Raw genomic sequence first — 14,352 nt, forward strand, 5'->3', positions numbered from 1 at the left:
TACCTTACTTACGAAATGGGAAGTTAAAGGCAGATAATAAAGCTCGGCCTTCTTCATCAGATTGTGCAGTAGTTGTGATAGTAATATCTAAACCACGAACACGATCAACTTTATCATAATCGATTTCAGGGAAAACGATTTGTTCACGAACACCCATGCTATAGTTACCACGACCATCGAAAGATTTTGCGCTTAAGCCACGAAAATCTCGAGTACGAGGAAGAGCAATATAAACTAGACGTTCAAAAAATTCCCACATACGTTCGCCACGTAAAGTGACTTTACAACCAATAGGATACCCTTGACGGATTTTAAAACCAGCAACTGATTTGCGTGCTTTAGTGACAAGTGGTTTTTGACCACTGATTGCTGCTAAATCAGCAACCGCATTATCTAATAATTTCTTATCAGTAATTGCTTCACCCACACCCATATTCAAGGTGATCTTTTCGATCCGAGGGACTTGCATGACAGATTTGTAGCCAAACTGTTCTTGCAGTTTATTTACTACCTGTGCTTTGTAGTAATCATGCAGTTTCGCCATCGTACACTCCAAATTACTTAATTGATTAATTTATTAGTAGACTTATAAAAACGGACTTTTTTTCCATCTTCAAAACGAAAGCCTACGCGATCTGCTTTGCCTGTATCTTGGTTAAAAATTGCTACGTTAGAAACGTTAATTGGCGCTTCTTTCTCAACAATTCCACCTTCTTGATTTAATGCAGGTACTGGTTTTTGATGTTTTTTCACCAAATTAATACCTTCAACAATCACTTTACCAGTAGACAAAACACTTTTTACTTTACCGCGTTTACCTTTATCTTTACCGGCTAACACGATAACTTCATCTTCTCGACGGATTTTAGCTGCCATTACCCGCTCCTTACAGTACTTCTGGTGCTAATGAAATGATCTTCATAAACTTCTCAGAACGAAGTTCACGAGTGACCGGTCCAAAAATACGCGTACCAATCGGTTGCTCACTGTTATTATTTAAAATAACGCAAGCATTGCGATCGAAACGAATGACAGATCCATCAGGACGACGAACACCTTTTCTAGTGCGCACGACTACAGCTTTAAGTACATCACCTTTTTTCACTTTACCACGTGGAATTGCTTCTTTAATGGTAACTTTGATGATATCACCGACAGCTGCATAACGACGATGCGATCCACCGAGAACCTTGATACACATTACGCTACGTGCGCCAGAGTTATCAGCAACATCGAGCCTAGTCTGTTCTTGGATCATTTTAATGCTCCGTATAAATTAATTATTGTCTAATCTACCTTCATCCACCTCAACTACCATGGATAAGAATAGACAACCAAAAACCCACATATGTGAGGGCGCATAGTATAACACCACTCAAATAAAATGGATAGCATAAAATAAACGGCCGATGAGCCGTTTATTAAATTATGTACAGTTTTTAATCAAAAAAGATTAACTAACTGCTTTTTCAACGATTCGAACAAGAGTCCAAGATTTGGTTTTTGATAATGGACGACACTCTTTAATTTCAACAGTATCACCAATACCACACTCGTTGTTTTCATCATGTACATGCAATTTAGTCGTACGTTTAATGAACTTACCATATAACGGATGCTTCACTTTACGTTCAATAGCTACAGTAATAGATTTATCCATTTTGTCGCTAATAACACGACCTTGCTGAGTACGAATTTTTACTTCAGTAGTCATATTACGCACCCGCCTTCTCAGTTAATAACGTTTTAACTCGTGCAATATTACGACGCACTTGTTTTAACATATGAGTTTGTGTTAACTGCCCCCCAGCTAATTGCATACGTAAGTTAAATTGCTCACGTAATAAATTAAGAAGTTCAGTATTTAACTCTTCAACGCTTTTTTCGCGTAGCTCTTTTGCTTTCATTTACATCACCGTCTTAATCACAAAGGTGGTTTTAATTGGCAGTTTTGCAGCTGCCAACGCAAATGCTTCACGAGCAACTTCTTCCGGTACACCGTCCATTTCATAAAGGACTTTACCTGGTTGAATCTGAGCAACCCAGTATTCAACGTTACCCTTACCTTTACCCATACGCACTTCAAGTGGTTTTTCAGTAATTGGTTTATCAGGGAAAACTCGAATCCAGATTTTACCTTGACGCTTAACTGCACGAGTCATTGCACGACGTGCCGCTTCGATCTGGCGCGCAGTCAAACGACCACGACCCACAGCCTTAAGACCGAATGTACCGAAACTAACGTCAGTACTTACAGCAAGACCACGATTGCGGCCCTTGTGCACTTTACGGAATTTTGTACGCTTTGGTTGTAACATCAGCGACGCTCCTTATTGTTTTCGGCCTTTGCGCTGCTTTTTCGGTTGAGCAGCAGGTTGTTTTTCTGCTTGTTCAACGGCAGCCATACCACCAAGGATCTCACCTTTGAAGATCCACACTTTAACACCAATAATACCATAGGTAGTTAATGCTTCAGATGTACCATAATCGATATCAGCACGTAGAGTATGTAGAGGCACACGACCTTCACGATACCATTCACTACGAGCGATTTCAGCGCCGCCTAAACGACCACTTACTTCAACTTTGATACCTTTAGCACCCGCTTTCATTGCGTTTTGAACCGCACGTTTCATAGCGCGACGGAACATAACACGGCGTTCTAACTGAGAGGTAATACTGTCAGCAACTAATTTAGCGTCAAGTTCTGGTTTACGAACTTCAGCAATATTAATTTGTACTGCAACATCACGTTTCTCTCTTTTGTCTTTGTATTTATTGACAATAGAAGCTACGGCATTACGTAATTTTTCAACGTCCTCACCTTTTTTACCAATCACAATACCTGGACGAGCAGTGTGAATAGTAATGCGAACGTTAGTTTCTGCTGAACGGTCGATCACAATTTTAGAGATAGATGCTTGTGCTAATTCTTTATTTAAGAATTCACGCACTCTAAAATCACTTTCTAAATTATCAGCGAATGTCTTTGTACCCGAATACCATGTAGATGTCCAAGGCTTGACGATGCCTAGTCGGATACCATTTGGATTTACTTTTTGACCCATTGCTATTCTCCAGCCTAGCGATCAGAGACGATCACGGTGATGTGACTCGTACGCTTCAAAATTCGATCTGCACGACCTTTTGCACGAGGCATAATACGCTTCATGGTTGGGCCTTCGTCTACGAAAATTTTCGCGACTTTCAGATCATCAATATCAGCACCATCGTTATGCTCTGCATTAGCAATAGCAGACTCTAATACTTTTTTAACTAGTACAGCCGCTTTTTTATTGGTGTACGTTAAAATATCAAGTGCCTGAGACACTTTTTTACCGCGAACAAGATCTGCAACTAAGCGAACTTTTTGTGCAGAAGAACGAGCGTGGCGGTACTTTGCAATTGTTTCCATCTCTTTCTCCTACTTATTTCTTCTTAGCTTTCTTATCCGCAGCGTGGCCGCGATAAGTACGAGTCGGCGCGAATTCACCCAATTTATGACCAACCATTTCGTCGGAAACATAAACTGGAACGTGCTGACGACCATTATGGACAGCGATGGTCAAACCGATCATGTTAGGAAAGATCGTTGAACGACGGGACCAAGTACGAATTGGTTTCTTGTCCCCGCTTTCCACCGCTTTCTCTACCTTCTTCAGCAAGTGTAGGTCAATAAAAGGACCCTTCTTGAGAGAACGTGGCATAGCTAATCCTCTATATTAATTATTTCTTATTGCGACGGCGAACAATATACTTATCAGTACGTTTGTTGCTACGCGTTTTCAATCCTTTGGCTTTTTGACCCCATGGAGACACAGGATGTTTACCAAAGTTACGACCTTCACCACCACCATGTGGATGGTCTACCGGGTTCATTGCTGTACCACGAACAGTAGGACGAACACCACGCCAACGCGAAGCACCCGCTTTACCTAATACGCGAAGCATATGTTCTGAATTACCCACTTCACCAATAGTGGCGCGGCAATCAGATAATACTTTACGCATTTCACCTGAACGTAGACGTAATGTTACATAAGCACCATCACGAGCAACGATTTGAACATAACTACCAGCAGAGCGAGCAAGTTGTCCGCCTTTACCTGGTTTCATTTCAATATTATGCACGGTAGAACCGACTGGAATATTGCGCATCGGTAAACAGTTACCTGTTTTAATTGATGCATCAACACCAGATTGGATCTGATCACCTGCTTTTAAGCCTTTAGGCGCTAAAATATAACGACGTTCACCGTCTTTATATAGAACCAATGCAATATTTGCACTACGGTTCGGATCATATTCCAAACGTTCAACAACTGCTGGAATACCATCTTTATTACGCTTAAAGTCGACAATACGATAATGTTGTTTATGACCACCACCGATATGACGGGTAGTGATACGACCATTATTATTGCGACCACCAGTTTTGCTTTTTGAATCAAGCAACGGTGCATAAGGCTTACCTTTATGCAACTCTGGGTTAACCACTTTAACAACGTGGCGACGACCCGGAGATGTAGGTTTACACTTAACAACTGCCATTGTTCTTACTCCTCCGAATTACTCAGCGACGCCAGCAAGGTCTAAGTTTTGACCTTCTGCTAAAGTAACGTAAGCTTTTTTCCAGTCGCTACGGCGACCGATTTGTTGACCACGACGTTTTACTTTGCCTTTAACAACAAGAGTATTTACGTCATCTACTTTAACTTCAAATAGTTGTTCAACTGCGGCTTTAATCTCTCTCTTAGTAGCATCTTTAGCAACTTTCAATACTAATGTATTTGTTTTTTCCATTGAAATAGATGCTTTTTCAGAAACATGTGGTGCTCGCAGGACTTTAAGCAGACGCTCTTCACGAATCATGCTAACATCTCCTCTACTTGTTTAACGGCATCAACAGTGATAACCACTTTGTCAAATGCAATCAAACTAACTGGATCAATACCTGCCACATCACGCACATCAACTTTATATAAGTTACGTGCTGCTAAGAAAAGATTTTCATCAACTTCAGAGGTAATGATTAGAACATCATTTAAGTTCATATCATTTAATTTCTGAGTTAATAATTTAGTCTTAGGTGCTTCAACAGTAAATGTTTCAACCACGATTAAACGTTCTTGACGCACTAATTCAGAGAAAATACTCTTTAATGCACCACGATACATTTTACGGTTAACTTTTTGGCTATGATCTTGTGGTTTTGCTGCAAATGTTACACCACCACTACGCCAGATTGGGCTCTTAATAGAACCTGAACGAGCACGACCAGTGCCTTTTTGACGCCATGGTTTTTTGCCTGAACCAGCGATTTCTGCACGAGTTTTTTGTGCGCGAGAGCCTTGACGAGCAGCAGATGCATAAGCAACAACTACTTGGTGAACTAACGCTTCATTAAACTCACGTCCGAAGGTAGTTTCGGAAACAGAAAGCGCTTGCGCGTCTTTTACTACTAATTCCATCTCTATCTCCTCGACGTTAAGCCTTGATTGCCGGTTTAACAATTACGTCACTATTGATTGCGCCTGGTACTGCACCTTTAATTAATAAAAGGTTACGTTCTGCATCAACACGCACAATATCTAAGTTTTGAACAGTTACACGTTCATTACCTAGGTGACCTGCCATTTTACGACCTTTGAACACTTTACCTGGAGTTTGGTTTTGACCGATAGAGCCATGACCACGGTGTGCCAAAGAGTTACCATGTGTTGCATCTTGAGTACGGAAATTCCAACGTTTAGTTACGCCAGCAAAACCTTTACCTTTAGATGTTCCAGTAACATCAACTTTTTTAACGTCTGTAAAAATATCAACGTTAATGCTTTGACCTACAGTATATTCGCCTTCTTCAAAACGGAATTCCCATAGACCACGACCAGCTTCAACGCCAGCCTTAGCGAAATGACCTGCTTCAGGTTTATTTACGCGGCTTGCTTTTTTGCTGCCAGTAGTAACCTGAATAGCTTGATAACCATCATTCTCAAGAGTTTTAACTTGAGTAACGCGGTTGCTTTGAACTTCAACTACGGTGACAGGAATAGAAACACCCTCTTCGGTGAAGATTCGTGTCATTCCTACTTTACGACCGATTAAACCAATCATTGTTTAGACCTCTCAATCATTCAGCTTAGGATTAACCTAAACTGATCTGCACATCAACACCGGCAGCAAGGTCTAGACGCATTAAAGCATCAACTGTTTTTTCAGTTGGCTCAACGATATCAACTAGACGTTTGTGAGTACGAATCTCATATTGATCACGCGCATCTTTATTTACGTGCGGAGAAATCAATACGGTGAAACGTTCTTTGCGTGTCGGTAATGGAATAGGACCACGAACTTGTGCGCCTGTGCGCTTCGCAGTTTCTACAATTTCAGCAGTTGATTGATCAATCAAACGATGATCAAACGCTTTTAACCGAATACGGATTCTTTGGTTCGACATGAGACCAGAGCTCCACTATTTAAAAGTTATAACAAAAGATTACTCCTCTTGCCCTGTTTCGATTGACAGGAGAGTGTAATCCGTTCTTTTTCGTAATTCCCAAATCGGGAATATTGTTGATATAATTCAATATTTTTACATAAAGATTATATCTTTTTACTCATTTGCTTACATAAAGACAATAAACAAAGTGGCGGGATTATACCCCGTTAGTTAATCAACATCAAGTATTAATTATCATACAGATAGAGAAAATATGATCATTAATAGCTATCAAAAAAGTTGAGGAACGGGGTTTTTTGACATATTTATGTCGCTATCAGTCACTCAAGTCTGGCTATCAAAATGCGCCTCAATACATCTTTTTTATTTAATATTGCAATAACTCATCGCGATTTCAGATGCTAATTTTGCATTATTAAAAACAAGATTGATATTTGCTTCTAAGCTATCACCACCAGTTAACTCAACCACCTTTGCTAACAAGAATGGGGTAGTCTCTTTACCTTTAATTCCTTGCTCAACTGATTCTTTTAATGCTTTTTCAATTGCTGCGGTAATTAACGCTTCATCCATTGCATATTGTGTCGGGATAGGATTTGCAACCACAACTCCACCATTTAAACCTAAATCCCATTTTACTTTAATCATGTCAGCAATCTGTCTAGCGCTATCTAGTTTTACGCTAACTTCAAACGGACTAGTTCGGCTAAAGAACGATGGCAGTTTTTCTGTTTGATAACCAACCACAGGCACACCAAATGTTTCAAGATATTCCATCGTTAAACCTAAATCTAAAATTGATTTCGCCCCAGCACAGACTACCGCAACATTGGTATTAGCGAGTTCTTGAAGGTCGGCTGAAATATCAAAGGTATGCTCAGCACCTCGATGAACACCACCAAGCCCGCCGGTTGCAAAAACTCGAATACCAGCTAATTCAGCAATAATCATTGTAGCTGCAACCGTTGTCGCACCATTTTGTTTATTGGCAACAACAACAGGTAAATCACGACGACTCACTTTTGTTACATTTAACCCTTCTTTACCAAGAATGGTGATCTCTTCTTTAGATAATCCCGCTTTTAAACGACCATTAATTACCGCAATCGTTGCAGGAATTGCGCCATTTTTTCTGACTATTTCTTCCACTTTTAATGCTGTTTCCACATTTTGTGGATAAGGCATACCATGTGAAATAATAGTAGATTCTAAAGCAACGACAGGTTGATTATTTTCTAGCGCTCGTTTGACTTCAGGCGAAATATCAAGATATTGATTATACTTAGACATATTGTTCATGAAAGGGACTCCAAAATATTTTGAACACAATCAATTGATAAATTAGGATTATTAGTAAATTCTGATGATAATGTTAATGATGAACAGGCTTGACCAAATTTGACACTTTGATAAAAACTCAGTCCATCCAAATAACCTTGAACAAGCCCTGCCAGCATCGCATCACCAGCACCAGTTACGCTAACAATGTCGGTAGGAATTGGCGCGGACCAACCACGATCACCATCGATTTCACTATAGTAAACGCCATCAGCTCCAGCACTAATGGCAATTCGCTGAACACCTTGCTGATGGAACCAGTCAACTACTTTAGGAGTATCATCATTGGTTTCGATTTTTATTCCACTTAAAATTTCGGCCTCTAAACGATTTGGTTTTAAGGTATGAATATATGATAACCAATCTTTGATTTTATAGGATTTAAATGCTGAAACAGTATCAACAAAAATCGGAATAGAGCCAGCATTACTAAACAGCCATGTCAGAGCTTCTTGTTGCAAATTACAGTCAATAACCAGTAATTTAGCATGTTGAATTAACTGTTTTGATTCATTTAATAAGCTTGGGTTTAACTTATTAATAATATCCATATCATTAACAGCTATCACCATTTCACCTGACTCATCAAGTAAAGAAAGATAGGTTGAAGTACGATCTCCTTTTACCACGTGGCAATGATCCATATTAACGCCGGATTTTCGAGTATGTTCGATAAGTTGCGCACCATAAAAATCATCACCTATCATTGAAATAAGGTATGTATCAAGCCCTAATAACGCTAAATTTTCAGCAATATTTCGCCCTACACCACCAGGTGTGCAACGAATTTTACCGGGATTAGAATCTCCATAAACTAATTTCTTATCTGAATAACCAGTCACATCCATATTACATGAACCAACGACAACAACATGATTATTTTCAGATAAAAGATACCCTTTTCCTTTTATATAGCCTTTTTGAGTCAGCGTCATAATATAACCTGCCACACTAGAACGGGTAATGCCTAACATACCAGCAATAACATGCTGTTGAATGAAAGGATTATTGCGAATAATTGTGAGGATCTATTTTTCTCTTTTATTCATAAACACCTGTCTATTTTTAAACACATGTTTATTTTTTGACAATAGCAGAATTATGAAAAGGTTAAAAGCAAACAAATAAACTAGATTGATAAAATGTGATAACTATCACAATTAAAAAAGTTGAGGAGCGGGGTTTTTGAGGAAATCACGTCGCCATAAAGGCGACTAATTAATGATCTTCTTTGGCGTGATTTAGGCTATATCTTGGAATTTCGACTTCAAGATCTTCGTCGGTCACTCGAGCTTGACAACTTAAACGGCTATGAGGCTCAACGCCCCAAGCTTTATCGAGCATGTCATCTTCTTGTTCATCACTCTCTTCAAGTGAATCAAATCCTTTTCGAACTATACAGTGGCAAGTTGAACAAGCACAAGACATCTCACAAGCATGTTCAATTTCAATGTCATTGCGCAAAGCAACTTCTAAAATAGATTCGCCTTCTTCTGCCTCAACAGTTTTTCCTTCAGGACAAAGATCAGCATTTGGTAAAAAGGTAATTTTTGGCATAATAATCTCTTTGGTTAAATATCATCAACGCTATGCCCGGTTAAGGCATGGCGTATTGATCTATTCATGCGTTTTGCTGCAAAAGTTTGCGTTGCATTATCAACATGTTTAATTTCTTGCTCAATCAAATAATAATCATCAGATCCAGTCGCTTGCTGTAATTGATTTTTAGCCTGTAATATGAGGTTAAGTTCCTCTTCATCTAATAAATCGGCATCTTTATCTAAAGCACTTTGCAATGTTTCAAGAACTCGTGCTGCTTCCACTTTCTGCTCTGCAAGCATTCTTATTTGTTTATCTTGATTTGCATAATTGATTGAATCTTGAATCATGGTCGCAATCTCATTTTCTGTCAGTCCATAAGATGGTTTAACTTGAATTGCAGCCTCAACTCCTGTCGATTTTTCCATTGCAGTGACACTTAATAGGCCATCAGCGTCAACTTGAAAGGTAACTCGAATATGAGCTCCACCTGCTGGCATAGGAGGAATGCCCCTTAAAGTAAATTTTGCTAATGATCGACAATCATTAACACTTTCTCGTTCACCTTGTAAAACATGAATCATCATAGCCGTTTGGCCATCTTTAAATGTGGTAAATTCTTGTGCTCTCGCACACGGTATTGTGCTATTACGAGGGATGATTTTTTCTACTAAATCGCCCATCGTTTCAATACCTAATGATAAAGGAATCACGTCAAGCAATAACATATCCGAATCAGGCTTATTGCCAACCAGTATATCCGCCTGTATTGCTGCACCAATGGCAACAACTTTATCTGGATCTATTGAAGTTAAAGGTTCGGTTTCAAAATATTGACCAACCAATTGTCTTACTAATGGCACTCGTGTTGAACCACCGACCATCACAACTTCACTAACTTCACTAACTTCTTCAACATTAATTTGAGCATCTTTTAATGCTCGACGACAAACCGCCAACGTTCGTTTGACTAAAGGTTCAATTAGCGTTTCAAATTGCTCACGCGTTATAGTTAAAGATTGATCTTCTATGTTGACTAAAACAGAATCTTTCTGGCTTAGTGCAATTTTGACTTTAACCGCTTCATCAATAATTTTTTGGTTGATATGGGGATCAGTGTTATTTTCTAAACCGACTTGTCTTTTTAAATAATCTGCAAGTAGTCGGTCAAAATCATCACCGCCAAGCGCAGAATCGCCCCCCGTTGCTAAAACTTCAAATACCCCTCTATGTAAGCGCAAGATAGAAATATCAAACGTACCACCACCTAAATCATAAACTGCAATCACCCCTTCTTTGCCTGAATCTAAACCATAAGCAATCGCGGCAGCGGTTGGTTCATTCAATAATCTTAAAACATGCAGTCCAGCTAATTTAGCTGCATCTTTAGTTGCTTGTCTTTGCGCATCATCAAAATAAGCCGGTACGGTTATTACCGCCCCATCAATTTCACTTGCTAAACTCTGCTTAGCACGTTCAGCTAAAGCAATCAAAATTTCAGATGAAACTTGTACAGGATTAACTTGTTGATTAGGTAAATTTAATAAAGGAACACCATTATCAGTTTGGGAAAACGTATAAGGAAAACGCGAAATATCAATATCAGATAAGCTTCTTCCCATTAAACGTTTTATAGAACTAACAGTATTTAATGGATCACTTGCCGCATTAGTTTTAGCATTTTTTCCGACAGTTATAATAGTATTATCATCATGATCAACACCATAATGCACAACTGAAGGCAATAAGGCATCGCCTTCTAAATCAGGCAATACTTCGGATTGTCCGCTACGAACTGTTGCGACTAAGGAATTAGTTGTTCCAAGATCGATACCAATTGCCACACGACGCTGGTGAGGTTCTGGTGTTTGCCCTGGTTCACTAATCTGTAATAATACCATTTGATCTATCTCTAATTGATGTGTGACTTAATCTTAAATTATAAAGCAAATTGCTTTTCTTGTAACTTTTCGATTTGTTCAATCAACCTAGCCAGATAGCGGATTTTATAGATTTGATTAAGTGCGGTTTGCCAATCTTGTTTCGAAATATAATCCAATAATTGCTGATAGACTTGTTTTTTTCGTTCTGAAATTTCCGAATAAAAATTATCTAAAAGATCAAGATTATTTTGGCTTTCAATATCATCCAATTTTTCTCGCAAACTGAATTGTTCCATTAAAAAATCAGCATCGTGAATAATATTCTGTTCTGTAGCGACATCAAATCCCTGCAAAGATAACAAATATTCAGCCGCTTTTATCGGATTTTTTAATGTTTGATAGCCATCATTAATCATTGCCGACTTCTGAATAATTGCCACTTTTTCATTATCAGCTACCTGAGCGAAATTATCAGGATGATATTGCCGTTGTAACTGTTGATAGTTGACCGTTAACTGGCCATTATCAATTGGCAATTTAATCGGTAATTGAAATAATTCAAAATAATTAGTCAAAATTCATGTCCCAACTAAACATTAAAGCTTTCGCCACAACCGCATTCATTCTTAGAATTAGGATTATTGAATTTAAAGCCTTCGTTTAGGCCTTCTTTGACAAAATCAAGCTCTGTTCCATCAATATAAACTAAGCTCTTTTTATCAACGATAACTTTGATATCTTTATCTTCAAATACACTATCATCGTCATTAATAGCATCAGCAAATTCTAGGACATAAGCCATACCTGAGCAACCAGAGGTCCTCACTCCTAATCTGAGTCCAACCCCTTTACCTCTATTAGCTAAGAAAGCTTGAACTCGATTGGCTGCACTATTAGTTAATGTTATTGCCATCAACGTTGTCCTTTTTTGGATTTATAATCATCAATTGCCGCTTTAATTGCGTCTTCGGCTAAAATTGAACAGTGAATTTTAACTGGTGGCAAGGCAAGTTCTTTAGCGATATCTGTGTTTTTAATCGCTTCAGCTTCATCTAACGATTTACCTTTGATCCATTCAGTCACTAATGAACTTGAAGCAATGGCGCTACCACAACCATAAGTTTTGAATTTAGCATCTTCAATAATACCATCATCATTAACTTTGATTTGTAATCGCATTACATCGCCACACGCTGGGGCGCCAACCATTCCACTACCAACATTAGGATCATTTTGATCGAAAGAGCCAACATTGCGGGGATTTTCATAATGATCGACGACTTTATCACTGTATGCCATAATTTGCTCCTAATTTTAATGGGCTGACCACTTAATTTTTGTTAGATCAACACCATCTTTAAACATTTCCCAAAGTGGAGAAAGATCCCTTAATTTACCGATAGAATCTTTAATTAACTTAATAACATAATCCACTTCTTCTTCGGTACTAAATCGCCCAAGTGAGAATCGAATTGAGCTATGTGCAAGTTCATCGTTAAGTCCTAATGCTCGCAATACATAAGATGGTTCTAAACTTGCAGATGTACATGCAGAACCTGATGATACTGCTAAGTCTTTTAAAGCCATCATAAGTGATTCACCTTCAATATAAGCAAAGCTTACATTTAAGATATTAGGAACACTATGTTCTAATGAACCATTAAGGTAGACTTCTTCGATATCTTTTAAACCATTCCATAAACGGTTTTTTAATGCCAAAAGGCGAGGCATTTCTGTAGCCATTTCTTCTTTGGCTATGCGATAAGCTTCGCCCATACCAACAATTTGATGAACGGGTAATGTACCAGAGCGCATACCGCGTTCATGACCTCCACCATGCATTTGAGCTTCAATGCGCACACGAGGTTTACGTCTAACATAAAGTCCACCAATCCCTTTTGGTCCATAGATTTTATGTCCAGAAAATGACATAAGATCGACTTTTAATTTAGACAGATCAATTGGCAACTTACCAACACTTTGGGTTGCATCAACATGAAATACAATACCTCTTTCACGACACATCTCACCAATTTTTTCGATATCTTGAATAACGCCAGTTTCATTATTAACGTGCATAATAGATACCACTGTTGTATCACTACGCATTGCCGCAGCTAATTTATCAAGGTTAAGTATACCATCTGATTCTGGCGCTAAATAAGTAACTTCATAACCTTCTCGTTCTAATTGACGACAAGTATCAAGTACGGCTTTATGTTCAGTTTTACAGGTAATAATGTGTTTACCTTTAGCTTGATTGAAATGTGCTGCACCTTTAATGGCTAAGTTATCTGCTTCTGTCGCTCCTGATGTAAAAACAATTTCTCGTGAATCTGCACCAATTAAATCAGCAATTTGGTTACGTGCTATGTCAACAGCTTCTTCTGCTTGCCAACCAAATTTATGAGAACGTGAAGCGGGATTTCCAAAAACACCATCCGGTGTTAAATACTGCATCATTTTTTCAGCTACTCTTGGATCAACAGGCGTAGTGGCTGCATAATCCATATAAATAGGTAATTTCATTAATTACTCCCAATTACAAATTCTGTATTCTATTTCTTTAATTAATTCTGGCGTGATGGAGATGACTTTGTCGATTTGCGACAGCTCTTACTTCCTGATTATTCACTAGTTCGCTTAACGTGATGCTGGTCAAAAAATCGTTTATTCGTTCACTTAAATCATTCCATAAACTATGAGTAAGGCATCTTACACCTTTTTGACATCCAGTATGCCCATGGCATTTGGTTGCATGAACAGTTTCGTCTACTGCTTTAACAATCGAACTAATCGCAATTTGATCCATACTACGGCCAAGTACATAACCACCGCCAGGACCTCTTACACTTGAGACTAGACCATTTTTACGCAACCTAGAAAAAAGTTGTTCTAAATAAGATAGTGAAATTTCCTGACGTTCTGAAATATCAGCAAGTGATACAGGGCCGGAACCAGAATGCAGCGCTACATCTAACATAGCTGTAACCGCATAACGCCCTTTTGATGTCAATTTCATTAATCATTCCTCTATATTTAATAATAAATATTTTATATATCCTTTAATTTTAGTCAAGTATTTAGTTGACTATTTTAGTGGGAATTAAGTTATCAGTTCATCATCGACGA

General features: G+C 38.5%; 23 protein-coding genes. All 23 read right to left on the reverse strand.

The genetic code is table 11. The features are described 5' to 3' along the window. Window positions 1-4: 4 nt before the first annotated feature. Window positions 5-544 (reverse strand): 50S ribosomal protein L5, encoded by a 540-nt coding sequence (gene rplE / locus J3U09_RS07620; RefSeq protein WP_025314394.1) that lies wholly within the window; start codon window positions 542-544, stop codon window positions 5-7. A 17-nt stretch (window positions 545-561) separates the two neighbouring features. Beyond that, entirely contained in the window at window positions 562-876 is a 315-nt protein-coding gene (rplX, locus tag J3U09_RS07625) for a 50S ribosomal protein L24 (RefSeq protein ID WP_034884230.1), read from the reverse strand. Window positions 877-886: 10 nt separating this feature from the next. Beyond that, window positions 887-1,258: a 50S ribosomal protein L14 gene (gene rplN, locus J3U09_RS07630; protein WP_025314392.1), complete on the reverse strand. Its 372-nt coding sequence runs from the start codon at window positions 1,256-1,258 to the stop codon at window positions 887-889. A 195-nt stretch (window positions 1,259-1,453) separates the two neighbouring features. After that, complete coding sequence (gene rpsQ / locus J3U09_RS07635; RefSeq protein ID WP_025314391.1) at window positions 1,454-1,714, reverse strand: 30S ribosomal protein S17; 261 nt, start codon at window positions 1,712-1,714, stop codon at window positions 1,454-1,456. 1 nt (window position 1,715) lies between these two features. Further along, window positions 1,716-1,907 carry a 50S ribosomal protein L29 gene (gene rpmC / locus J3U09_RS07640; RefSeq protein ID WP_034902373.1) on the reverse strand — a complete coding sequence of 64 codons (192 nt, stop codon included), beginning with the start codon at window positions 1,905-1,907 and terminating at the stop codon, window positions 1,716-1,718. Further along, window positions 1,908-2,318, reverse strand: coding sequence for a 50S ribosomal protein L16 (gene rplP / locus J3U09_RS07645; RefSeq protein WP_025314389.1), 411 nt, complete (start codon window positions 2,316-2,318; stop codon window positions 1,908-1,910). 12 nt (window positions 2,319-2,330) lie between these two features. After that, the gene (rpsC, locus tag J3U09_RS07650; RefSeq protein WP_065562942.1) at window positions 2,331-3,068 is read right to left on the reverse strand and encodes a 30S ribosomal protein S3; all 738 of its coding nucleotides are present in this window, start codon (window positions 3,066-3,068) and stop codon (window positions 2,331-2,333) included. 14 nt (window positions 3,069-3,082) lie between these two features. Then, window positions 3,083-3,415, reverse strand: a complete 333-nt coding sequence (gene rplV / locus J3U09_RS07655) for a 50S ribosomal protein L22 (protein ID WP_034884235.1) — start codon at window positions 3,413-3,415, stop codon at window positions 3,083-3,085. 13 nt (window positions 3,416-3,428) lie between these two features. Then, window positions 3,429-3,707 (reverse strand): 30S ribosomal protein S19, encoded by a 279-nt coding sequence (gene rpsS / locus J3U09_RS07660; RefSeq protein WP_024496505.1) that lies wholly within the window; start codon window positions 3,705-3,707, stop codon window positions 3,429-3,431. Window positions 3,708-3,726: 19 nt separating this feature from the next. Continuing rightward, window positions 3,727-4,551 (reverse strand): 50S ribosomal protein L2, encoded by an 825-nt coding sequence (gene rplB, locus J3U09_RS07665; protein WP_065562943.1) that lies wholly within the window; start codon window positions 4,549-4,551, stop codon window positions 3,727-3,729. 18 nt (window positions 4,552-4,569) lie between these two features. Further along, entirely contained in the window at window positions 4,570-4,872 is a 303-nt protein-coding gene (gene rplW / locus J3U09_RS07670; RefSeq protein WP_034885052.1) for a 50S ribosomal protein L23, read from the reverse strand. Further along, window positions 4,869-5,471 (reverse strand): 50S ribosomal protein L4, encoded by a 603-nt coding sequence (rplD, locus tag J3U09_RS07675; RefSeq protein WP_065562944.1) that lies wholly within the window; start codon window positions 5,469-5,471, stop codon window positions 4,869-4,871. Before rplD ends, rplW begins: the two co-directional genes overlap by 4 nt. Window positions 5,472-5,487: 16 nt before the next feature. Continuing rightward, entirely contained in the window at window positions 5,488-6,114 is a 627-nt protein-coding gene (gene rplC / locus J3U09_RS07680; RefSeq protein ID WP_034902384.1) for a 50S ribosomal protein L3, read from the reverse strand. 31 nt (window positions 6,115-6,145) lie between these two features. Next, the gene (rpsJ, locus tag J3U09_RS07685; RefSeq protein ID WP_006120582.1) at window positions 6,146-6,457 is read right to left on the reverse strand and encodes a 30S ribosomal protein S10; all 312 of its coding nucleotides are present in this window, start codon (window positions 6,455-6,457) and stop codon (window positions 6,146-6,148) included. 366 nt (window positions 6,458-6,823) lie between these two features. Next, window positions 6,824-7,759, reverse strand: coding sequence for a pseudouridine-5'-phosphate glycosidase (locus J3U09_RS07690; RefSeq protein ID WP_267357714.1), 936 nt, complete (start codon window positions 7,757-7,759; stop codon window positions 6,824-6,826). After that, window positions 7,756-8,826: a PfkB family carbohydrate kinase gene (locus tag J3U09_RS07695; RefSeq protein ID WP_324170057.1), complete on the reverse strand. Its 1,071-nt coding sequence runs from the start codon at window positions 8,824-8,826 to the stop codon at window positions 7,756-7,758. Before J3U09_RS07695 ends, J3U09_RS07690 begins: the two co-directional genes overlap by 4 nt. A 190-nt stretch (window positions 8,827-9,016) precedes the next feature. Beyond that, complete coding sequence (gene fdx, locus J3U09_RS07700; protein ID WP_065562946.1) at window positions 9,017-9,355, reverse strand: ISC system 2Fe-2S type ferredoxin; 339 nt, start codon at window positions 9,353-9,355, stop codon at window positions 9,017-9,019. Between the two features lie 14 nt (window positions 9,356-9,369). Continuing rightward, entirely contained in the window at window positions 9,370-11,238 is a 1,869-nt protein-coding gene (gene hscA / locus J3U09_RS07705) for a Fe-S protein assembly chaperone HscA (RefSeq protein WP_267357716.1), read from the reverse strand. A 38-nt stretch (window positions 11,239-11,276) separates the two neighbouring features. After that, entirely contained in the window at window positions 11,277-11,795 is a 519-nt protein-coding gene (hscB, locus tag J3U09_RS07710) for a Fe-S protein assembly co-chaperone HscB (RefSeq protein WP_065562948.1), read from the reverse strand. 14 nt (window positions 11,796-11,809) lie between these two features. After that, complete coding sequence (gene iscA, locus J3U09_RS07715) at window positions 11,810-12,133, reverse strand: iron-sulfur cluster assembly protein IscA (protein ID WP_065562949.1); 324 nt, start codon at window positions 12,131-12,133, stop codon at window positions 11,810-11,812. Continuing rightward, window positions 12,133-12,519 (reverse strand): Fe-S cluster assembly scaffold IscU, encoded by a 387-nt coding sequence (iscU, locus tag J3U09_RS07720; protein WP_065562950.1) that lies wholly within the window; start codon window positions 12,517-12,519, stop codon window positions 12,133-12,135. The genes iscA and iscU overlap by 1 nt, the downstream gene beginning before the upstream one ends. A gap of 15 nt (window positions 12,520-12,534) precedes the next feature. Continuing rightward, window positions 12,535-13,749 carry an IscS subfamily cysteine desulfurase gene (locus tag J3U09_RS07725; RefSeq protein ID WP_065734977.1) on the reverse strand — a complete coding sequence of 405 codons (1,215 nt, stop codon included), beginning with the start codon at window positions 13,747-13,749 and terminating at the stop codon, window positions 12,535-12,537. Between the two features lie 37 nt (window positions 13,750-13,786). Then, the gene (gene iscR / locus J3U09_RS07730) at window positions 13,787-14,242 is read right to left on the reverse strand and encodes a Fe-S cluster assembly transcriptional regulator IscR (RefSeq protein ID WP_065562952.1); all 456 of its coding nucleotides are present in this window, start codon (window positions 14,240-14,242) and stop codon (window positions 13,787-13,789) included. Between the last annotated feature and the right edge of the window lie 110 nt (window positions 14,243-14,352).

This window comes from Gilliamella sp. B2889 (genome assembly GCF_026536885.1).
GTDB classification, from domain to species: domain Bacteria; phylum Pseudomonadota; class Gammaproteobacteria; order Enterobacterales; family Orbaceae; genus Gilliamella; species Gilliamella apicola_E.